General features: G+C 77.2%; 14 protein-coding genes and 1 pseudogene. 7 read left to right on the forward strand and 8 right to left on the reverse strand.

Annotated features, from left to right (window positions below):
• Positions 1-36 precede the first annotated feature (36 nt).
• Genes FKM96_RS08535 through FKM96_RS08550 form a run of 4 tightly spaced genes read right to left on the reverse strand, consistent with a single transcriptional unit; the run spans position 37 to position 4,743 of the window.
• Complete coding sequence (locus tag FKM96_RS08535; protein ID WP_147794874.1) at positions 37-1,572, reverse strand: alpha-amylase family glycosyl hydrolase; 1,536 nt, start codon at positions 1,570-1,572, stop codon at positions 37-39.
• Positions 1,569-2,273, reverse strand: coding sequence for an aspartate/glutamate racemase family protein (locus FKM96_RS08540; protein ID WP_210417396.1), 705 nt, complete (start codon positions 2,271-2,273; stop codon positions 1,569-1,571). The genes FKM96_RS08535 and FKM96_RS08540 overlap by 4 nt, the downstream gene beginning before the upstream one ends.
• Complete coding sequence (locus FKM96_RS08545) at positions 2,270-3,154, reverse strand: hypothetical protein (protein ID WP_246855268.1); 885 nt, start codon at positions 3,152-3,154, stop codon at positions 2,270-2,272. The genes FKM96_RS08540 and FKM96_RS08545 overlap by 4 nt, the downstream gene beginning before the upstream one ends.
• On the reverse strand, positions 3,151-4,743 hold the full coding sequence (locus FKM96_RS08550; RefSeq protein ID WP_246855269.1) for an L-fuculokinase: 1,593 nt from the start codon (positions 4,741-4,743) through the stop codon (positions 3,151-3,153). Before FKM96_RS08550 ends, FKM96_RS08545 begins: the two co-directional genes overlap by 4 nt.
• A 76-nt stretch (positions 4,744-4,819) precedes the next feature.
• Between FKM96_RS08550 and FKM96_RS08555 the strand changes: the two genes are divergently transcribed.
• The 3 genes from FKM96_RS08555 (at position 4,820) to FKM96_RS08565 (ending at position 7,647) form a co-directional block, all read left to right on the forward strand.
• Positions 4,820-5,605, forward strand: coding sequence for a DeoR/GlpR family DNA-binding transcription regulator (locus FKM96_RS08555; RefSeq protein ID WP_168216925.1), 786 nt, complete (start codon positions 4,820-4,822; stop codon positions 5,603-5,605).
• A 177-nt stretch (positions 5,606-5,782) separates the two neighbouring features.
• Complete coding sequence (locus tag FKM96_RS08560; RefSeq protein WP_246855357.1) at positions 5,783-6,922, forward strand: four-carbon acid sugar kinase family protein; 1,140 nt, start codon at positions 5,783-5,785, stop codon at positions 6,920-6,922.
• Positions 6,919-7,647, forward strand: coding sequence for a class II aldolase/adducin family protein (locus FKM96_RS08565; protein WP_147794876.1), 729 nt, complete (start codon positions 6,919-6,921; stop codon positions 7,645-7,647). Before FKM96_RS08560 ends, FKM96_RS08565 begins: the two co-directional genes overlap by 4 nt.
• 152 nt (positions 7,648-7,799) lie before the next feature.
• Here the strand turns inward: FKM96_RS08565 and FKM96_RS20610 are convergent, their stop codons facing one another.
• Positions 7,800-8,045, reverse strand: a complete 246-nt coding sequence (locus FKM96_RS20610) for an STAS domain-containing protein (RefSeq protein ID WP_168216926.1) — start codon at positions 8,043-8,045, stop codon at positions 7,800-7,802.
• Positions 8,046-9,095: 1,050 nt separating this feature from the next.
• Between FKM96_RS20610 and FKM96_RS22180 the strand changes: the two are divergent.
• Together FKM96_RS22180 and FKM96_RS08575 are read left to right on the forward strand one after the other, a co-directional pair.
• Positions 9,096-9,266, forward strand: a pseudogene (locus FKM96_RS22180) (hypothetical protein); the annotation flags it as partial.
• Positions 9,267-9,352: 86 nt separating this feature from the next.
• Positions 9,353-11,335: an alpha-mannosidase gene (locus FKM96_RS08575; RefSeq protein WP_371300527.1), complete on the forward strand. Its 1,983-nt coding sequence runs from the start codon at positions 9,353-9,355 to the stop codon at positions 11,333-11,335.
• Positions 11,336-11,539: 204 nt separating this feature from the next.
• On the opposite strand, the gene FKM96_RS08580 is transcribed toward FKM96_RS08575, so the two are convergent.
• Positions 11,540-13,603: a beta-N-acetylglucosaminidase domain-containing protein gene (locus FKM96_RS08580; protein ID WP_147794878.1), complete on the reverse strand. Its 2,064-nt coding sequence runs from the start codon at positions 13,601-13,603 to the stop codon at positions 11,540-11,542.
• A gap of 174 nt (positions 13,604-13,777) precedes the next feature.
• Between FKM96_RS08580 and FKM96_RS08585 the strand changes: the two genes are divergently transcribed.
• Entirely contained in the window at positions 13,778-16,588 is a 2,811-nt protein-coding gene (locus FKM96_RS08585) for an alpha-mannosidase (protein WP_246855270.1), read from the forward strand.
• Between the two features lie 82 nt (positions 16,589-16,670).
• Here the strand turns inward: FKM96_RS08585 and FKM96_RS08590 are convergent, their stop codons facing one another.
• The gene (locus tag FKM96_RS08590; protein WP_147794880.1) at positions 16,671-19,250 is read right to left on the reverse strand and encodes a hypothetical protein; all 2,580 of its coding nucleotides are present in this window, start codon (positions 19,248-19,250) and stop codon (positions 16,671-16,673) included.
• 246 nt (positions 19,251-19,496) lie between these two features.
• Here FKM96_RS08590 and FKM96_RS08595 point away from each other — a divergent pair, with 246 nt between their 5' ends.
• Complete coding sequence (locus FKM96_RS08595; RefSeq protein ID WP_147794881.1) at positions 19,497-20,867, forward strand: ABC transporter substrate-binding protein; 1,371 nt, start codon at positions 19,497-19,499, stop codon at positions 20,865-20,867.
• Positions 20,868-20,939: 72 nt separating this feature from the next.
• On the opposite strand, the gene FKM96_RS08600 is transcribed toward FKM96_RS08595, so the two are convergent.
• Positions 20,940-21,371, reverse strand: coding sequence for a nucleoside deaminase (locus FKM96_RS08600; protein WP_147797004.1), 432 nt, complete (start codon positions 21,369-21,371; stop codon positions 20,940-20,942).
• Between the last annotated feature and the right edge of the window lie 28 nt (positions 21,372-21,399).

Genomic DNA, 21,399 nt, shown 5'->3' on the forward strand with positions numbered 1-21,399 from the left:
CCTCCGGGTGCACGGACCGGGCGCCGGGGCCGGCCGTCAGCCCGGTCCCGGCCCCCGCCCGAGCCCGTCCTCCGCGAGCGCCGCCAGGTCCGCGACCGACGCGTACCGCGCGGCGCCCTCCGGCCCGCCGGCCACCTCGACCGCGAACGCCGGCGCCCCCGGCGTCAGGTCGACGGTCAGCACCGCCGTGGCGCCCGCGCCGTCGTCCCAGCCGAGCACCAGCCGCCCCGGCCCGTCCTCCCGGGACGCGAACGCGCCCCCGAACGCCGGGTGCCGGGTCCGCAGCGCGACGAGCCCGAGCTGCGCCCGCGTCACCTCGCCCGCGAGCGCCGCGGCGAGCTCGGCCGCGTCGTAGACGTGCCGGTTCACCTCGCGGCCCTGCCCAGTGCGCGCGAACCGGTCCATGTCGTCCGTCCCGGCGAGCAGCCCGACGTAGTAGATCTGCGGCCGGCCGGGCACGAACAGCTGCACGGCGCGGGCGAGCAGGTACGCGACCGGGTCCTCGCCGAGCACCGAGAAGAACGTCGCGTTGATCTGGTGCGGCATCGCGGCCCACGCGGGCGTGGTGGACGCGAGCGCCGACCGGCCCGCGGTCCGGCGCTCGGCCTCCGCGAAGACGCCCGCCATCTCCTCGGTCGACAGCAGGCCGGGCCGGTCGCCCGCCGGGCCCGCGTCGATCACGCCGATGCCGTCGTGGGTGTCGAGCACGGTGATGGCGTTGCGGGGCCGGATGTCCAGCCAGCGCGCCAGCAGGTCGGTCCGCCCCGTCGCCAGCCCGTGCAGCAGCAGCGGCGGCAGCGCGAAGTCGTAGACCAGGTCAACGAGCGGGGCGATCGCCGCCTGCTGGGTGTGGTGCGCGTGCACCTCGACCAGCACCTGCAGCCCTTCGGCCTGCGCCAGGGCGGTGATGTCCTCGACGAAGGCCAGCGTCTCCGGTGTCATGAACGAGTCGGTGCCCGGCGTCTTCACCGCGTAGCCGACCGCGTCCAGCCGGACCGTCGACACCCCGCCGTCGGCGAGCGTGCGCAGGGTGCGGCGCAGGTAGGCGCGGGCGGCCGGGTGCTGCACGTCGAGGTCGACCTGCGTCGGCATGAACGTCGTCCACACCAGCCGCCGGGAGCCGTCGGCCCGCTGGTACGGCGTGAACGGCAGGCCGAGCCGCGGCCGGTAGAACGCCGTGATCTCGCGCTCGCCGGCACCGGCCGGGAACACCGTGTCGTAGGTGAGGAACATGCCGTCGGCCGGCGACTGCGCGCCCCGGGCCAGCCAGTCGCGGAACTCGGCCGAGTCCGCCGACACGTGGTTGACGATGAGGTCCGCGGTCACGTGGACGCCGTCGGCGGCGAGCGCCCGCACGTCGTCCCAGGTGCCGAGGCGCGGGTCGACGGCGTTGTGGTCGACCGGGTCGAAGCCGGCGTCGTCGCCGTCGAACGGCACGAAGAACGGCAGCAGGTGCACGCCGCGGAACACCGCGAGCGGGCCGTCGCGCAGCAGCGCGCGCACGCCCGCGAGGTCGCCGCCGAGCCGCTCGGTGTAGGCGAGCAGGTGCACGCCGTGGTCGGCGGCGGTCACCGGGCGCCTCCCGCCAGCGCGGCGACCAGCGCCGCGAGCCCGCCCGCGGGCGAGGTGAGCACGGGGACCGGCGCCTCCGCCCGCGCGGCCGCGCCCGCCATCGACGCCTGCGCCAGCACCACCGCGTCGGCCCCGGCCGCGGCCTCCGCGACCGCCCGGGCGACGAGGGCGTCGGCCCGGTCGCCGTCCCCGGCGTCCCGCGCGGCCGCGGCGCCGTCGACCACCCGGGCGTCGACCTCGACCGCCGCGCCCACGTCCGCCGCGGCGCGCGCCACGAGCCGGCCGGTCGGACCGAGCGTCGAGGCGAGCGTGGCGAGGACGGCCACCCGGCCGCGGGCGCCGGGTTCCGTGGCCGCGGCGACCGCCTCCCGCGCCATCGGGGCGTCGACCCGGAGCACGGGGACGTCGACGCGTGCCGCGGCGGTCTCGGCCGCCTCCCCCACGGACGAGCAGGTGACGAGGACCGCGGACGCGCCCGCGTCGGCGAGGTGCCGGACGTGCGCGAGCACGGCCGCCTCGACCTCGGGCGTGACGCCGGACGCCACGGCGGTGGCCAGCAGCCACCCGTCGACCACGTGCAGCCGGCGCAGGCCCGGGGCCGCGGCGTCGAGGTCGGCGTCGAACCGGGCCGCGAGCGCCGGGACGGTGTGCAGCAGCCCGGCGGTGCCGGCCGCGCCGGGCGCCGCGGGCGCGGGCGTCACGCCGCGGTCCACGGCCGGGCCTCCGCGTCGACCAGCTCGACGAGCCGCTCCAGCCGCGGCACCGACACCTCCGCGAGCGCTGCCGGCACGTCCGGACGGCCGACGACGTCGCTCCACAGTGCCCGCCCGGCCAGGAACCCGCTCGCCCCGCCCCGGCAGGCCGCGCGCACGGCCCCGGCGAAGTCGTCGCGGTCGACGCCCTGCGACAGCACGACCCACGGGCCCGTGACGGCCTCGCCCAGCGTGGCGCACGCCCGCTCGAGCTCCGCCGGCTCGGCGCGGCCGCCCAGCGGCACCTGCACCTTGTAGAGGCTCGGGCGGAGCGCGGACAGCTCGCGCGCGGCCTCCGCGATCGCGACCTCGGTGTCCCAGGTCCCCGCCGCGGTCTCTTCGGGCGTCGCCCGCACCACCGGCTCCAGCACCGACAGCACCCCCCGAGCGGCGGCGACCTCGATGAACCGCCGGGCGAGCTCCACGCGCTGCTCGCGGCGCGCGTCCCGGCGCCAGATCACCAGCAGCTTGACCGCGACGGCGCCGTGCAGGTCGGAGTCCGGGGCGACGACGACCTCGTCCAGCCCCGTCTCCTCGACCGGGCCGCCCGGCTCCTGCTCCAGCGCGTCGGCGGCGAGGATCAGCCCGCACGACGGCGGCAGCAGCGGGGCCGCGCGCTCGACGCCGTACTCGCGGTCGATGAGGAACCCGGAGGCCAGCGGGCTCAGCGCCCGGGCGACGTCGAGCTTGAACGCGACCATGCGCTCGTCGTCGACGCGGCCGGCTCCGGCCTGGTCGAACATGTGGCGCAGGCTCTCGCGCTGGTCCATCGCGACCATCGCGAGCGCGCCGGACGGGCGGGCGATGGCGTCGAGCGTCGGTGCGGTCACGGGTGTCCTCCGGGGGTCGGGGCGAGGTCGTCGGGGTCGCGGGCGGCGCGGGTGAACCGGGCCAGCGCCGCGTCGGCGTGAGGGTGCGGCGGCGGCAGCGGCTCCCCGCCGGGCAGCCCAGGCAGGGTGGGCAGCACGGGTGGGTCGTCCGGGTCGAGCAGGCCGGCGCGGTGCAGGGCCAGGAGGGCAGCGCCGGCCGCGACCGGCTCGGCGCAGTCGACGAGCCGCACCGGCACGGGGCTCAGCTCGGCCTTGGCGCGCATCCACGCCGCGTTCCGGGTCGCGGGGCCGCCGAGCACGACGAGCCGGTCCGGGCGCAGGGTCGGGTCGGCGGCGGCACCCAGCGCCAGCTGCGCGTCGAGCATCCACCGGGCCTGCAGCGCGAGGCCGTCGACCATCGCGGCCGTCAGCGCCACCGCGTCGTGGGCCGCGCGGTCCCCGACGACCCGGGCGTGGGCGGCCGGGTCGGGGTCGGGCGTCTGGCGGCCCGAGACGTACGGGAGGACGACCGGTCCGGTGGCGCGGTCGGGGCGGGCGTCGTCGGGCAGCGCGGCGACCGCGGCGAACAGGTCCCCCGCCGGGCGTCCGTCCGCCTCGTGCTCGAGCCACCACCGCACCATCGCCCCCGCGCTCGACGACCCGGCGAGCAGCGCGGGCCGGCCGACGACGGTGCGGACCAGGCTCATCCCGGCGCGCGCGACGTCGGCGCGCACCGGGTCGGCCGCCAGCACGGTGCAGACCGCCTCCGCGGTGCCGATCGAGTCCGCGGTGCTCCCGGGCTCCCGGACGCCCGCGGCCCAGGCCCCGACCGCGTGGTCGTGGCCGGCGACGGTGACGGGCGTGCCGGCGCGCAGGCCGGCGGCGACCCAGGCGCCCGGCCGGACGGTCCCGGCGACCGAACCGGGGGCGGCGACGCGCGGCAGGTGCTCCGGGCGCAGGCCGACCTCGGCCAGCAGCTCCGCGTCGAACGCCGCCGGCAGCGCCGCGCCCACCGCGGGCAGGCGGTAGGCCATCGAGCGGCCGGCGAGCGTGTGGTCGGTGACGAGGTCGCCGGTCAGGCCGAGCGCCGCGAGGTCCGCGACCCCCGCCCACCGGGCGAGCGCGCCGGCCCGGTCGGGGTCGTGCGCCGCGAGCCAGGCCAGCGTCGCGAGCGGCACCTTGGCGCTCGGGCGCACGCCGGTGGCCTCGAACAGCGCGGTGGCGCCGAGCCGGTCGGCGAGCGCCGCCGCCTCGGCCGCGGCCCGCTGGCCGTCCCAGCGCAGCCAGGTCCCGAGGGGGCGGTCGCGCGCGTCGAGAGGGACGCCGGTCTCGGCCATCGAGGCGACGCCGACGGCGAGGGGGACGGGGGCGGCCCGGCGGAAGCGGGGAGGTCCGGGCGGTCCGGGCACCTCGACCCGGCCCGCCGCCGCGAGCGCGCGGACGGCGAGCTGCCGCAGCACCCGGTCGAGGTCCGCGGGCCCGGGCGTCGGCGCGGACGCCACCGCGAGCAGCTCGACGACCCCGTCGGCGGCCGACCTCGGCGCGGCGACGAGCGCGACCTTCGTGTTCGTGGTCCCGACGTCGATGCCGAGTCCGAGCAGGCGGCTCACGGCAGCAGTCTGTGCGGTGTCGAACAGATCGGTCAACCGTGTGCGCTCGTTGACATCCGTGCCGGGCGACTGTTGGATGGCGTCCGTGCGCTACTCCGCCGCCCCCCGCCGCCGGGACGAGCTGCTGCGCCGGCTCGAGGAGTCCGGCTACGTCTCGTCGAGCACCGCCGCGGCCGAGCTCGGCGTCTCGGAGATGACGATCCGCCGCGACCTCGGGCAGCTCGCGGCCGAGGGCCGGGTCCGGCGCGTCGTCGGCGGCGCGTCCCTGGTCGACGGCAGCGCCGCCCCGCCGTTCGAGCTGCGCCGGGGCGAGGCCGCCCGCGAGAAGGACGCGATCGCCCGCGCCGCGCTGCCGCTGCTCGCCGACGCGGGGGTGGTGGCGCTCGACGCCGGCACGACGGTGGCGACCCTCGCCCGGCGGCTGCCGCAGGGGCTCACGGTGATCACGCACTCGGTCCCGGTCATCACCGCGTGCACCGGCCGCGACGACCTCGAGGTGGTGGCGCTCGGCGGGACGTTCCACCGGGCGACCCGCTCGTTCGCCGGCCCCGCGACGCGCGCGGGCCTCGCGGACCTGGCCGTGGACGTCGCCGTGCTGTCCGCCACCGCCGCGGGCCCGGGCGGCGTCTACTCCGCCGACCCCTGGGACGCCGACACCAAGCGGGCGATGGCCGCGATCGCCGACCGGGTCGTCCTGCTGCTCGACCACCGCAAGCTCGCGGCCCGGGCGCCGATGCGGGTGCTGGGGCTCGAGGACGCGCACGCCGTGGTCGTCGACGACGAGGCGACGCCGGAGCAGCTCGCGATGCTGCGCGAGCGGTGCGAGCGGGTCGTGGTCGCGGACACCGGGGCGGCGCCGTGACCGGACCCCGGCTCGGCGTCGCGGCCGGACCCCGGCTCGGCGTCGTCGCCGACGACGTCACCGGAGCGTGCGACCTGGCCGACGCCGTCCGGGACGCGGGCGGCTCCGCCGTCGTCGTCCTCGGGGTGCCGGGCGCCGGCGCTCGACCTGCCGCCGTGCGACGCCGCCGTCGTCGCGCTGCGCACCCGCACCGCGCCCGCTCCGCAGGCGGTCGCGGAGTCGGTCGCAGCGGCGTCCTGGCTGCTCGACCGCGGCGCGTCGGCCGTCTACCAGAAGTACTGCTCGACCTTCGACTCCACCGACGAGGGCACCATCGGGCCGGTCGCCGACGCGCTGCTCGACCTGCTCGGGCCGGGGGCCGTGGCGGTCGGGACGCCCGCGACGCCGCGCGCCGGGCGGACGCAGTACCAGGGGCACCTGTTCGTCGGCGACCGGCTGCTGTCGGAGTCGCCGCTCCGGCACCACCCGCTCACGCCGATGACCGACCCCGACCTCGTGCGGGTGCTGGGACGGCAGACGCCGCGCGGGGTGCGGCTGCTGCCGTGGGGGGCGCTGCGGGGTCCGGACGCCGGCGCTGCGCTGGCGCGGGTCGCCGACGGCGGGGTCGGGCACGTGCTGGCGGACGCAGTGACGGACGAGGACCTGGACGCGCTGGCGCGGGTCGTCGGGGCCGGCGGCGACCCCCGGGTCGACGGGCGGCCGGTGCTGCTCGGCGGCGCGGCCGGGTTCGCCGCCGCGCTCGCGCGCTCCTGGGCGCACGACGCGGCGGAGCCGGCCGACGCCCCCGCACCCCGGGCCTCCCGCGGCCGGGCGCTGATCGTCTCCGGCTCCTGCTCGGCCCGCACCCGCGAGCAGGTCGACCGGTTCCCGGGCCCGCGGGTCCCGCTCGACGCCGACGCGCTGGCCGCCGACCCCGACGGCGCGCTCGCCGCGGTGCTCGACGCGCTGCGCGCCGCCTACGCGGACGGCCCCGGCCCGGTGCTGGTGTCGTCGTCGGCCGACCCGGACGCGGTCCGCGGCACCCAGGAGCGGCTGGGGGTCCGGCGGGCGGCGGCGGTGCTGGAGCGCGCCGCGGGCGAGGTCGCAGCGCGAACCGTCCGGGACCTCGGCGTCGGCAGGTTGCTGGTCGCGGGCGGGGAGACCTCGGGGGCCGTCGCCGCGGCGCTCGGGCTCGGCGTGCTGCGGGTCGGGCCGGCTGCGGCGCCCGGCGTCCCGTGGATGGTGCCGGTCGACGGGCCGGCCGTCGCGGTGCTGCTCAAGTCGGGCAACTTCGGGGGCCCGGACCTGTTCACGACGGCGTGGGAGGCGTGCCCGTGACCGAGGAACGCCCCAGAGGCACCTGGGACCCGTGGGCCGTCCCTCCCGGCCCGGACCGCCTCGAGCTCGAGGCGGCGACCGTCGACGCCGCCCGCGAGCCGCTCGTCACGGCCTGCCGGCACCTGGCCGCTCGCGGGTTGTCACCCGGCGGGTCCGGCAACGTCAGCGTCCGGGCCGGGTCGTCGCTGCTGATCACGCCGACCGGGTCGAGCCTGTCCCGCGTCGGCCCGCGGGACCTGGCCGTCGCGGCCGTCGAGCCGGGGCCCCCGAGCGGTGACCCGAGCGACCCGGTCCCGTCCAAGGAGCTCCCGCTGCACCGCGCCGTGTACGCCGCGCGCCCCGACGCCGTCGCCGTGGTGCACCTGCACTCCCCCGCCGCCGTCGCCGCCTCCTGCCTCGAGCCCGCCGCCCTGCCCCGGGAGACGGCGACCGGGCCGCTGCCGGCGGTGACGCCGTACCAGGTGATGCGGCTCGGCGACCTGCCCGTGGCGCCGTTCGCGCTGCCGGGGTCGGCGGCCCTGGCCGCGGGGGTCGCGGCGCTGGCGGCCGACGCGCCGGCGATGCTGCTGGCCAACCACGGCTCGCTGGTCGCGGGGGCGCACCTGCCCGCCGCGCTCGACCTGGCGGAGGAGCTGGAGGCCGCGGCGCAGGTCGTGCTGCTGCTCGCGGGCGTCCCCCACCGCCGCCTCACGGCCGCGCAGGTCGCGGCGCTCCGCGCCCGCTGACCCGCCGGCGCGCCGGGCGGGCCTCGGGCCCGGCGTGAGGTCGGCACAACGGCGCGCGGTCGTCACTCACGAGTGACGACCTCACCCGATTGTGACGACCTCACCGGCTTGTGACGACCTCACCGGGTCGGGCCGACCTCACCGCGCCGGGGTCAGGCCGGCAGCCGGACCTGGCCGCCGAACTCCCGGCAGTGCCGCTGCACCGCCTCGAGCGTGCTGCGCCCGGCCTCGTCGACGACTCGCACCGCGGTCGCGTCGACCGTGAGCTCCTCGCCGGTCGCGCCCAGCAGGCAGTGCAGCGCTTCGCGCAGGGCCGACGCGCTGTGCACGTCGAGGTCGCCGCGCACGGCGATCACCGACGGCTGCGTCGGCCGCCCCAGGTCGATCGTGACGTCCACGGTCCCGCCTCCCCGCCCCGTCGCGGGCCGCTGCTGCTGCACCCCGCGCTGCGAGGGTAGAAGCGGTTCTCCTGCGGCGCGCGGGGAAGTGGTGCGCCGCCCTCTGTCCCACATCCGGGCGATGCCCTGGTGTGCGAAGTCGCACATCCTCTAGTGTGGCAACGTTCCTACATCCGTCCGGCGTCGCACGGTCCCCGGGACGCGGGCCCGTCAGGCCCGCGCCGCGGACGGAGCCGCGCGGCACCACGCCGAGGAGAGCCGTGCACCGCACCCTGTCCGACCTCACCGCCCGCATCGACCGCGTCCTGAGGGACCGGGTGCTGCCGGTCGTCCACACGCACCGCACCCCGCTGGAGGTCACGGTCGTCCACCTGCCCGGCGAGCCCGTGCCGTTCGCCGAGGCCGCCCGGCTGCCGTTCGCCCCGACGGCCGTCGGGGAGCCGTGGGGCCGCGCGTGGTCCACGAGCTGGTTCCGCCTGCGCGGCGTCGTCCCGCCCGAGATGTCCGGCCGGCGCGTCGAGGTGCTCGTCGACCTCGGCTTCCGCACCGGCGGACCCGGCTTCGAGGCGGAGGGGCTCGTCTACACGCCCGACGGCGTGCCGCTCAAGGGCATCGAGCCGCGCAACCTGTACGTGCCCGTCGCGGACCCGGCCCGCGGCGGCGAGGTGGTCGACCTGTACGTCGAGGCCGCGGCCAACCCGTCGATCGGCGGCTCGCCCACCACCGACCTCGGCGACCTGGACACCGTCCCGGACGTGCTGCTCTACCGGCTCGCCCGGGCCGAGGTCGCGGTGCTGGACGAGGAGGTGCAGGCGCTGGCGCTCGACGTCCAGGTGCTGCACGAGCTCGCCCTCCAGCTCCCGGCGAACGACCCGCGCCGCGAGCGCGTCCGCTCCGGGCTGGAGCGGGCCGTCGACGCGCTCGACGTCCGGGACGTCCCGGGCACGGCCGCCGCCGCCCGCGCGGAGCTGGCCGAGCTGCTCGCCTCCGGCCGCGCCGAGCGCGCACCGCGTGTCCGCCGTCGGGCACGCGCACATCGACTCCGCCTGGATGTGGCCGGTGCGGGAGACCGTCCGCAAGTGCGCCCGCACGTTCTCGAACGTCGCCGCGCTCGCCGACGCCTACCCGGACCTGCGGTTCGCCTGCTCCTCGGCGCAGCAGTACGCGTGGGTCCAGGAGCACCACCCGCACGTGTTCGCCCGGATCCGGGAGAAGGTCGCGTCGGGGCAGTTCGTCCCGGTCGGCGGCATGTGGGTCGAGTCCGACACCAACCTGCCCGGCGGGGCGAGGCGCTCGCCCGGCAGCTCGTGCAGGGCCGGCGGTACTTCGCGCGGGAGCTCGGCGTCGAGGAGCAGCCCGAGGTCTGGCTGCCCGACTCCTTCGGCTACACCGGCGCGTTCCCGCAGCTCGCCCGGCTCGCCGGCGCGCGGTGGTTCCTGTCGCAGAAGATGTCCTGGAACACCACCAACCGGTTCCCGCACCACACGTTCTGGTGGGAGGGCATCGACGGCTCGCGGGTGTTCACGCACTTCCCGCCCGCCGACACCTACGGCGCGAAGCTCTCGGGCGAGCAGCTCGCCTACGGGGTGGCGAACTTCGCCGACGCCGGGCCGGCCAACCGCAGCCTGCTCCCGTTCGGCTACGGCGACGGCGGCGGTGGACCCACCCGCGAGATGATGGAGACCGCGCGCCGGGTGGCCGACCTGGAGGGCTCGCCGCGGGTCGTCGTCGAGACGCCGGCCGAGTTCTTCGCCGCGGCCGAGGCCGAGTACCCGCAGGCGCCGGTGTGGTCCGGCGAGATGTACCTGGAGTTCCACCGCGGCACGTACACCAGCCAGCTCGCCATGAAGCAGGGCAACCGGCGCACCGAGCACCTGCTGCGCGAGGCCGAGCTGTGGGCCGCGACCGCCGCCGTCCGCGCCGGGGCCGACTACCCGTACGAGCACCTGGACCGGCTCTGGCAGGACACCCTGCTGCTGCAGTTCCACGACATCCTGCCCGGCAGCAGCATCGCCTGGGTGCACCGCGAGGCCCGGGACACCTACCGCCGGCTGGCGGGCGAGCTCGAGGCGCTGGTCGGCGAGGCGCTGGCCGCGGCCGCCGGGCCGGGCGACGTCGAGGTGCTCGCGAACGCCGCCCCGCACGACCGGGCCGGGGTGCCGGCGCTGGCGGCGGCGGTCGCGGCGGTCCCGCCCGGGGCCGTGGCCGTGTCCCGCGAGGGCGACGCCGTCGTGCTCGACAACGGCGTGCTGCGGGTGCGGGTCGACGCGGACGGCACCATCGGGTCGGTGCGGGACCTCGTCGCCGACCGCGAGGTGCTGGCACCCGGGACCTCCGCGAACGTGCTGCAGCTGCACCCCGACCAGCCCGTGCGGTTCGACGCGTGGGACGTCGACGAGTTCTACCGCCACCGCGTGCGCGAGGTCCGGTCGGTGACCGCGCTGGACGTCGACGACGCGGACCCCGCGCGCGCCGAGGTCCGGGTCACCCGGCACGACGGCGACTCCGCGTACGTGCAGACGATCGCGCTGGCGGCGGGCGAGCGGCGGGTCGACCTGGCCCTCGACGTCGACTGGCACGAGCGCGAGACCCTGCTCAAGGCGGCGTTCCCGCTGGCGGTGCACGCCGAGCGGTCGACGGCGGAGACGCAGTTCGGCCACGTGGACCGGGCGACCCACACCAACACCTCCTGGGACGCCGCCCGGTTCGAGATCTGCGCCCACCGGTGGCTGCACGTCGCCGAGCCCGGCTACGGCGTCGCGGTCGTCAACGACTCGACCTACGGGCACGACGTCGGCCGCCCCGGACCCGGGGACGCGCGCGGCGCCGGGGCCACGACGGTCCGGCTGTCGCTCGTCCGGGCGCCGCGGTACCCCGACCCGGAGACCGACCAGGGCCGGCACACGATGCGGTACGCGCTCGTGCCCGGCGCGGGGATCGACGAGGCCGTGCGCGAGGGGTACCGGATCAACCTGCCGGACCGCAGGGTGCGGGGCGCGGGCCCGGTCGAGCCGCTGGTCGCCGTCGAGGGCGCGGTCGTCGAGGCCGTGAAGCTCGCCGACGACCGGTCGGGGGACGTCGTCGTGCGGCTCTACGAGGCCCGCGGCGGGCGGTCCCGGGCGGTGGTGCGACCGGGGTTCGCCTGCGCGGGGGCGTCGGTGCGCGACCTGCTCGAGCGCGAGGACCCGGAGGTGGCGGCCCTGGCGCCGCTCGCCGACGCGGGCGACGGCGCGCTGACGCTGGACCTGGGGCCGTTCCAGGTGGTGACCCTCCGCCTGACCCGCGCCTGACCGGGCGGGGGGTCAGGCGGCGGTGCCCGCCGGCTCGGAGCATCCGCCTCTACCCCGCCCCGGGGCGCCCCGTCGCCGAGCGCGGTGGGCCCCAGCGACCGCGGTGGTTCCCGCCGGGCGCGGTCGTTCCATCTACCGCGCTCGGCGCGAAGCACCGCGCTCGGCACGCGCGAGGATCGGCCGCGACCGCACCGTTCGGGCGCGTCAGGGCACGGAAACGGCGGCGAGGGGTGGGGCGGGGGCGAGGAGGCGTGCCAGCGCCTCGTCCAGCAGGGCCCGGCCGTCGTCGGTGAGGAGCCAGCGCGCGGCGCCGTCGCTCGTGAGGAACGCGACCGTCCGCGCGGCCGGCGCGAGCGCGCCCGTCGTGAGCGGCGTGCCCGCCGGCACCTCGACGAGCACCGGGCGCGGCTCCGGCTCCGGCGCGCGCGCCAGCACGCGGGCCCCCGGCACCGGCTCGCACCAGGTCAGCCGCCCGGCGCCGCGGTGCACGACCACCTCGCGGGGGCCGGCGCGGCCGTCGTCGCGCACCAGGCGGTCGCGGTCGAGCTGCACACCCGAGGCCGTCGCCACGCCCAGCGTCACCAGCCGCCCCCAGGCGAGCACCGGCACGGCGGCCCCGGCCAGCGCCGCAGCAGCGGCCGCCGGGGCGTCCGGGGTGAGCGCGACCAGGTCGACGTCGGCGCCGTCGGCAGGCGGCCAGGTCGACGCGGTCCGCACGGCGAGCCCGCGCGACCGCAACCAGCGGGCCGTCGCCTCGTCGCCCGCGGAGGGCTCCGCGCCCGTGACCAGCACCGCCCGGCGCCCCGACCCGGCTCCCGCGTGCGCCGAGCGCGCACCGTCCCCGCCGAGCGAGGGCTCCGCACCTGGCGCACGGTCCTCGCCCTCGCCGCCAGGCCCCCGACGGGCCAGCGCCGCCCGGACGAACCGCGCGACGTCCGACCGCAGCACGTCCGGGAAGTCGGCCTCCACGACGTCGAGCGCCGCCCGCGCCGCGCCGGCGTCGCCCGCCCCGCGCAGCAGCGCGCACGCCGCCAGCCCCGCGGCCCCGGCGTGCGCGGCGGCCTCGAGCCACGGCCGCAGCGCCGCCACCAGCGCGTCCGCCGCCGCGTCCGCACCGGCACCGGTCGCGTCCGCCGCGCAGCCGGCCAGCGCCCGCATCCGCCCCTCGACCTCCGCCAGCGCCCCCGCGTCGCCCGCGAGCGCCGCCCTCGTCGCCAGTGCGAGCCCCGGGTCCCGCGGCGCCCCCGGCGGCCACGCCGCGCACGCCCGCGCCAGCGGCCCGACGACCCCCGCGCGCGGCCCGGCGACCAGCGCCAGGGCGTCCGCCGCCGCCCGGGCCGGGTCGTACGCCGCGGGGTCCCGCGCCCAGGCCCCGACGGTCGCGAGCGGCAGCCGGGACGGCAGCGCCTCGATCATGGCGTTCGCGACGGCCCCGTCCAGCGGCAGCCCGTCGACGTCGTCCGGCCGCCCGGTGAGCGGGCCGAGGAACAGCCGCGTCCGGTCGAAGTCGTTGACCGGGACGTTGTCCCACAGCACGATCCGCCGCCCGAAGGCCTCGGCCGCGGCCAGCACGTCCTCCCGGGTGACCTCGCCGACGACGACGTCCCGCCCGGTCCACAGCACGCGTGCGTCCGCCGGCAGCGCCGCCGCCAGGGCGTCGCGGTACGGCGACCGCCCGCAGCCGGCGTAGTCCGTGGGGCACACCGTCATCGGCCCCGTGAGGCCGCGCGGCAGCAGGAACGTCTCCCGGAACCGCGCGGCCGCCTCCCCGTGCGCCCGGCCGCTGCCCGCCTGGCCCGGGCCGAACGCCGCGACGTCCTCGGGGTGCGGCAGGTCGTACGGCACGTCGTCGAACAGCAACCACACGTCCCGGACCCCGACGGCGCGCACCTGCTCGGCCTTGGCCGCGAGCGCCGCGTGCTCGGCGTCGTCGGAGAACCGCATCGACAGCCCCGGCGCGACGGACCACACGAACGCCACCCCCGCGGCCGCGGCGCGCGCGGCGAGCTCCCCGAGCCGGGCGAGCTCCGCGTCGGGGTACGGCTCGCGCCACCGCTCCCGGTGCCAGGGGTCGTCCTTCGGGGCGTAGAGGTACGTGTCCAGCCCGAGCCCGGGCGCGGCGTCGAGCAGCGCCAGCCGCTCGTCGTGCCGCCACGGCGGGCCGTAGAACCCCTCGACCACCCCCGCGGACAGCCGCCCGCCCCGGCGTGGATCCCCCGGGCCCGACGCGGGACGTGCGGGCGCGTGCGGTCGGCGTCGACGCGGCATGCGCACCAGCCCACCAGCGGTGACACCGAGGTGTCAATGTCCGCACACATGTGCGCCGACGCGCACGACGCGCACGCGCGCCCGTCGGCGAGCACCGTCGACACCTCTCGTTATGGGATCGATTGCAGAGTACGATCGACCCGACCACCCGCGCGACGACGCACGAGGAGCACGATGAGCCGGCCACGCCAGACCACGGGCGCGCCCCTGTCCAACGCACCGGCGGGCACCCAGCCCCGGGACCTGCCGCCCCACCCCCGCCCGCACGCGACGCCGGACCGGACCATCCACATGATCGGGAACTCGCACATCGACCCCGTCTGGCTCTGGCCGTGGCAGGAGGGCTACCAGGAGGCGCGCGCGACGTTCTGGTCGGCGATCCACCGGATGGACGAGTACCCCGACTTCGTGTTCACCTGCGACCAGATGGTCCTGCTCTCCTGGGTCGAGGAGCAGGACCCGGAGCTGTTCGCCCGGATCACCGAGCGGGTCGCCGAGGGCCGGTGGGTCAACGTCGGCGGCTGGTGGGTCGAGCCGGACTGCAACATGCCGATGGGCGAGTCGTTCGCGCGGCAGGGCCTGTACGGCCAGCGCTACCTGATCTCCCGGTTCGGGAAGCCGGCGACGGTCGGCATGAACGCCGACCCGTTCGGCCACAGCGCCAGCCTGCCGACGGTGCTCCGCGGGCACGGCCTCGACTCGTACCTGTTCCTGCGCCCCGGCCCGCACGAGAGCGCCCTCGACGACACCCTGTTCCACTGGCAGGCACCCGACGGCAGCCGGGTGCTCGCCTACCGGATCCCGTTCGAGTACTGCTCCCCCGCGGGCTCGGTCGACGGCCAGGTCGACAAGGCGCTCGGCGCGCTCGACCGGTCGCTCGGCGACGTCATGGTCCTCTACGGCGTCGGCAACCACGGCGGCGGCCCGACGATCGCCAACATCGAGTCGATCCACCGCTACGACCGGATGGGCTCGTTCGGGCGGCTGCGGATGTCCTCCCCGCGCGAGTACCTGGACGGCGTCCGCGACCGCGGGCCGGCGTTCCTCGACGGCCTGCCGACCTGGACCGACGACCTGCAGCACCACGCCCCCGGCTGCTACTCGGCGCACTCCGGGATCAAGGCCTGGCAGCGCCGCGCCCAGTACGCCCTGCTGTCCGCCGAGCGCTGGGCCGCGGTCACCGCCGTCCACGACGGCACCCCGTACCCGCGCGAGGACCTCGAGCGCGCCTGGAAGCAGGTGCTGTTCAACCAGTTCCACGACGTGCTGCCGGGCTCCGCGATCGAGCACGCGTACGACGACGCCCGCGACCAGCTCGGCGAGGCCGTCGCGATCGCCAAGCGGATCATCGTGCGGGCGCACAACACGATCGCCCGGCAGGTCGACATCCCGCTCGACACCGCGACTCAGCCGGTGCTCGTGTTCAACCCGCACCCGTGGCCGGTCTCGACGGACGTCGAGCTGCACTACGGCTCCCACCCGGGCGCCGTGCACGTGGTCGACGGGGACGGCGCGGTCGTGGTGTCCCAGCCGACGCAGTCCCGCGCGGCCACCAACCAGACCGGCCGCGGTGCGCTGGTGTTCCGCGCCGAGGTCCCGGCGCTCGGCTACCGGCTGTACCGGGTCCGGACCGAGGCCGAGCCGGTCCGCCCGGAGTGGAGCGCCGCCGCCCCGGGCGGCCTGTCGGCGACCGAGACGGTGCTGGAGAACGACCTTGTCCGCATCGAGCTCGACCCGGCGACCGGCTGGATCCGCTCGTACCTGGACAAGCGCACCGGGCTCGACGTCCTGCGGGGCGTGGACGGCCGCCGGCACACCCAGGTGTGCGACGACCCGACCGACACCTGGGGCCACCGCGTCGTGTCCTACGCCTGGGCGGGCGACAGCATGGCGCTCGCGCGGGTCGTCGTCCGGGAGTCCGGCCCGCTGCGCGCCCGGGTGCGGGTGGAGCGGACGTGGGGGTCCTCGACGCTCACCGAGGAGCTGCTGCTCGACCACGACTCCGCGGTGCTGCGGGTCGACGTGACGCTGGACTGGCGCGAGCGGGCGCACCTGCTCAAGCTCCGGTTCCCGACCGCGCTCACCGACCCCCGCGCGACCTACCAGATCCCGTACGCCGAGCTCGAGCGGCCGGTCGACGGCGCCGAGGAGCCCGGCCAGGGCTGGGTCGACCTCACCGGCACCCTCGACGGGCGGCCGGCGGGCCTGACGCTCGTCACGACGAACAAGCACGGCTACGACGTGTCGCCCGGCGACGAGCCGAGCATCGGCGTCACCGCCGTGCGCAGCCCGGTGTACGCGTGGCACGACCCGCGCCTGCTCGACGGCGACGACGTCTACGCGTACCAGGACCAGGGGATCCAGCGGTTCTCCTACGAGCTGGTCCCGCACGCCGGCGACCGGCACGCCGCCGACCCCAGCCGGCGGGCCGCGCTGCTCGGGTCGCCGGTGCGCGCGATGCTCGAGTCGTTCCACGCGGGCGCGCTGCCGCACACGGGGTCGTTCGCGTCCGACCGCGGCGGCGAGGTGTCGATCACCGCGCTCAAGGGCTCGGAGGACCCGGTCGACGGGCCCGGCGGCGCGGACCTCGTCGTCCGGGCGGTCGAGACCCGCGGCGAGCGCGGGACCGCCCGGCTCGAGCTGCCCGTCGTCGGGCGGACGCTCGAGGCGGAGTTCGGGCCGTTCCAGCTGCGGACGTTCCGGGTGCCGGCCGACCCCGACGCGCCGGTGGTGGAGGTCGACCTGGTGGAGCGCCCGCTCGCCGACGCGGGAGGTGACGTGCGGGCCGCGGCGGTGGGGTCGGCAGAGCCCGGGGGCCGGGCGGCCGACGAGCAGGAGCGGGGTGTGGCGGCGGAGACGCCCGGGGCGACGCCGACCGACGACCACGCGGCCACCGACGCGCTGACCACCACGGAGGCGTCGACGCCGGACGCCACGGGCCGCCCGCGCCCGACCGAGGCACCGTCGGCGGACGACGCGGGCTGACCCGCGCCTCGACCGTGCACCCGACGCGTCGAGCGAGCAGGCCACGGCTACTCGCTCGACGCGTCGGCTACCCCCTCGGCGATCAGCCCTCCCGCCGGAGCAGCACCTCGCCCACGCCGTGCGGGCCCAGCGCCACCCGGCCGCCGCCCGCGACCCGCCCGGGGCCGTCCCACGCGACCTCGGCCGCCACCGGGTCGGCGCCCACGTTCCGCAGCCGCACGCGCACCGACCCGTCCGGCATCGGCCGCACCTCGGCCAGCACCCGCTCCGCCGGCGTGACCCGCAGGCCCAGCCCGCCCTCGGCGGCCACCGGGCCGTCGTACGCCCGCGCCTGCAGCGGCTCCGCCAGGTCCCGCCCGAACACCCGCACCCGCTCCCGGGTCACCGGGCCGTCGACCGCCGCGAACCGGTACCGGTACGTCCGGGTGCCCTCCTGCCGGGCCTGGAAGTTGGTGAAGTGCAGGTTGTTCATCAGCCAGGAGGAGACGTACCCGGTCGGCGCCCGCAGCGTCCGGGCCCACTCGCCGGTGTGCAGGCCGCCGAGCTGCACGAGCGGCGCGTCGACCGCGCCCCACAGCACCCCGCCGTCCGTCCCCGGTGCGTGCACCCCGACCGCGTGCTGGATCGAGTACCAGTCCTTCGAGGTGTCGGGCAGCTGCTCGGTCTCGGCGGCGTACACGGCGCCGGCGGTCTCCAGCAGGAACTCGGGGTCGGCGACGCGGAACGGGAACGCCACGTGGATGCTCTCCGGCCCGAACGCCTCCGGCTTCACCAGGGCGACCTCGAGGTCCACGACGTCGACGTCGCGGTAGAGGGTCAGGGTGGTGGTCGCGGCGGGCAGCCCCGGCGGGGTCGTGCGCCACGCGATCCGCGCCCAGGCCTCGCCCTCGGTGACCAGCGGCTCCTCGTCGCCGGTCGCGTGCCGCCGGTCGAAGTCGGGCCCCGGGAAGTCGGGGTGGAAGTCCTTCGGGTCGCGGACGACCATCGGGTGCGCGCTGCCCGGCACCACGGTCTCGGTGACGACCGCGCCCAGGCCGGGGCCGTCGGCGTCCACCAGCTCGCGCCCGCTCGGCACGTGCACCAGCGAGACCACCCCGCCGCGCGCCGGGTCCACGACGGCCCGGTACGCGCCGCACGCCACCTCCCGCGCCGCCCGCGCGGGCCCCGGCTCCGGCGGGAGCGGCACGGTCGCCACCCCGAACGCCGGGACGGTCGCGACGGTCCGCGCGCGCGTCCGGCCGTGCACCTCGACGTCCACCGGCTCGATGCGCGCCCGCTCGGTCGGGTTCACGACCACCACCCGGGTCGCCCCCGCGTCCGCGGCCGGGCCCTCCCCGGCGGTCCTGCCCCCGCTCGCCAGCACCCGGAACAGCCCCTCGACCGCGAGGTCCCGCGCGAGGTCGAACGCCCCGTACGCGAACCCGGCCTTGGCGTTCCAGTGGGAGTGGCTGAACGAGGAGTACGGCTTGGAGTAGGTCTCCCAGGACCCCCAGGTGTGCTCCGCGAACAGCAGCAGCTCCGCGTCCACCCGCTCCAGGTCGCGCGCCACCTCGGCGTCGGACCGCAGCCGCACCGGCCCGCGCCGGTAGCCCATGACGTCCGCGAGCGCCGGCGTCCCGTCCCCGCGCAGCCGCGTGAGCCCGAGCGTGGTCTGCGCGGCGCGGGCGAACGACCGGGCCTCCCGGTAGACGGCGACCTCCCGGGCGGTGGACCCGTGCCCGTGCGCCCACCAGTCCGACCACTCCCCGCGCGCGACCGGGACGTCGGCGGCCTCGGCCTGCGGGACCAGCACGTCCAGGGCGTCGTCGATCGTGGCCGTGCGCATCGGCACCTCGGGGTGCCGGGCGTTCCAGTGCCGCACGACGTCGAGGAACAGCGCCGTCGGCCACCGGTTGTCGTTCGCCGCGTGCACGACCGCGGTGTCGTACGGGTAGTCGTCCCGCTTCCCCAGCGCGGCGACGAAGTCGGCGACGTGCGCCTCGGCCGCCTCGACGTCCCCGTCGACGATCCCCCACTCCTCGCCGACGCCGTAGTGCGTCGACAGCCACGCGAACACCCGCGCGCCCGAGGGCCCCTCCCACCAGAACCCGGTCGGCTGCGGGTAGGGCGCGCGGCCGTGGTCGGGGTTGAGCGCCATCGCGAGCCGGTCGATCCCGGCGCGGCGCATCGCGTCCACGGCGCCCCAGGCGATCCCGTTCACGTCGCCGTGCTGCTCGGTGCGGACGGGGACGCCGGCGGCCCGCACCCGGTCCAGCGCGTCGTAGGCCGCCCCGAGCTCGGCGTCGCCGAGCAGCTGGGTCATGTTGAGGTAGCCGCCGGTCACCGCGACCCGCCCCTCGCCCACCCGGCGGCGCAGCCGCTCGACGTCCGCGGGCCCCGCCTCGGCGAGGAACCGCAGCACCGGGCGGGCGACCTCGAACGTCCAGCGGAACGCGTCGGGGCCGTCGCCGTCGTTCGTGTCGCACAGGTCGAGCACCCGCCGTACGGTCGCGGCGTGCAGGTCGTCGACCAGGCGCGGGCTGTTGGTGTAGCCGACGTCGTGGTGGGTGTGGCCCACCAGCAGGACCTGCCGGATGGGGCGGTCCGGCCACGGGCCGCCGGGCAGCGGCCGGGCCGCCGTCGGCGACGGGTCGGTCGGCGTCTCGTCAGGTGCGGACGGCATCGTCGGGTCCTCACTTTGTGGCATCGTTTCCATACGAGCCTAGCGATGGGTCGGGCTCGCAGTCCACGGTGTTCAGGCGTTCAACAGGCGTGATCACTCCGTGATCCCGAGGGTCTTGTCTCAGCCGAAGGCCCTGAACTACCGTCCGATGTGGGAAGGTTTTCAGATCCTCGGCACCGGTGCCGGGGGCTCTCCCGCGGGCCGGCGACGACGCCGCCCCGCAGGTGCGAGGAAGGGAAGACGTTCATGAGGAAGAGTCGCCGCGCCGCGATCGCCCTGCTGCCGGTCACCGCGCTGGCCCTGGCCGCCTGCAGCTCGGGCGGAGGTGGTGACGAGGGGTCCGGCGGATCCACCGACTTCAGCACCGAGGCCTCGGGCTCGCTCAAGGCCTGGGGCTTCGAGAACGCCGACGACGTCGGCCAGTCGCGCCTCGACTACGCCGCCGACCAGCTGTCCGACGTCCAGATCGATCTCGACGCCACCGCGTTCGACGCGCAGAAGTTCACCACCCGGCTCGCCTCCGGCGACGTCCCGGACGTGGTGCAGATGGACCGCCGGTACGTGACCACGTACGCGGCGCAGGACCTGATCCTGCCGCTGGACGCCTGCTACAGCGCCCACGACGTCGACCCGGACGAGCAGTACTACCCCTCGGTCGTCGACGACGTGCGGTACGGCGACCAGGTGTGGGCGGTGCCGCAGTTCTACCAGCCGCCGGCCATCATCCTGAACAAGCGGGTGATGGACGCCGCGGGCGTGACGGCGGACCAGATCGACACCTCGCAGCCCGACGTCCTCGTGGCCGCCGTGGAGAAGATGTACGCCGAGAGCGGCGGCGTCCCGACCACCCTCGGCTTCGACCCCCAGGCGACCGGCCAGGGCGGCCTGTGGATCCTCGGCCAGGGCGGGCAGCTCACCGACGCGGACGGCAAGCCGACGCTCGACGACCCGTCGAACGTCGCCGGCATCGAGCTGCTGAAGCAGATCACCGACGCCCAGGGCGGCTTCGCCAAGGTGAAGTCGTTCACCGACTCGTTCGACACCTTCGGCGACAACAACCAGTACGTCACCGACCAGGTCGGCGCGCAGGTCAACGCCCAGTGGTACCCGAACGTGCTCGGCGCCTACGTGGGCCAGATCCAGATCGAGGCGGTGCCGTTCCGCGACCAGGACGGCAACCCGTTCTCCGTCGCCTCCGGCACGGCGTTCGTCATCCCGGCCGGTGCCCAGAACAAGGACGCCGCCTGCGCCTGGATGCTGGACCTCACCTCGCAGGACGCGTGGATGGCCGCCGGCGAGGCCCGCGCCGACACCATCGCGACCGACGGCGGCATCAACACCGGCCTGTTCACCGGCTCGCCCGCGGCCGACAAGGCGATCCGCGACCAGTACGTCACCGAGACCGGCGACGCCGGCTTCGACCAGGTCATCTCGACCTACTACGACGTCGTGGACTACGGGAAGACCTTCGGGTCCTCGCCCGCCGGCCAGGACATCCAGAACGAGCTGAACAACGCCATCACCGCGGCGCTGCTCGGGGACAAGACCCCGGAGGAGGCGCTGGCCGACGCGCAGACGGCCGCGCAGCGGGCGTACGACAACATCACGGGCGGCTGACCTCCGCACCACCCGGCACCACGAGGGCCCCGCCGCGGACGGCACCGCGGCGGGGCCCTCGTCGTGCGGGACTCAGCGGTGCTGCGCGAAGAACTCCCGCAGCACGGCGCCGCACTCCTCCTCGCGCACCCCGCCGACCACCTCGACCCGGTGGTTCAGCCGCGAGTCGCGCACCACGTCCCACTGCGACCCGCACGCGCCCGCCTTCGGGTCCCACGCCCCGAGGACCAGCCGCGGCACCCGCGCCAGCACGGTCGCCCCCGCGCACATGAGGCACGGCTCGAGCGTCACCACCAGCGTGCAGTCGTCGAGCCGCCACCGGCCGAGCGCCTCCGACGCGGCGCGCAGCGCCAGCACCTCGGCGTGCGCGGTGGGGTCGCCGTCGGCCTCGCGGCGGTTCCGGCCCGCGCCGACGACCTCGCCCCCGGGCCCGAGCACGACCGCGCCCACGGGGACGTCCCCGGTCGCGGAGCAGCCCGCGGCCTCGGTCAGGGCCAGGCCCATGGCGGTCAGGTCGTCGGGACGCGCGAAC

The organism is Cellulomonas sp. Y8 (assembly GCF_008033115.1).
GTDB lineage: Bacteria > Actinomycetota > Actinomycetes > Actinomycetales > Cellulomonadaceae > Cellulomonas.

Coding starts and splice junctions, on each gene's coding strand:
- FKM96_RS08600 (WP_147797004.1), bottom strand. CDS start 21,371: ATGGGCCTGGCCCTGACCGAGGCCGCGGGCTGCTCCGCGACCGGGGAC.
- FKM96_RS08590 (WP_147794880.1), bottom strand. CDS start 19,250: ATGCCGTCCGCACCTGACGAGACGCCGACCGACCCGTCGCCGACGGCG.
- FKM96_RS08585 (WP_246855270.1), top strand. CDS start 13,778: ATGAGCCGGCCACGCCAGACCACGGGCGCGCCCCTGTCCAACGCACCG.
- FKM96_RS08555 (WP_168216925.1), top strand. CDS start 4,820: ATGGCGTCCGTGCGCTACTCCGCCGCCCCCCGCCGCCGGGACGAGCTG.
- FKM96_RS08595 (WP_147794881.1), top strand. CDS start 19,497: ATGAGGAAGAGTCGCCGCGCCGCGATCGCCCTGCTGCCGGTCACCGCG.
- FKM96_RS08580 (WP_147794878.1), bottom strand. CDS start 13,603: ATGCCGCGTCGACGCCGACCGCACGCGCCCGCACGTCCCGCGTCGGGC.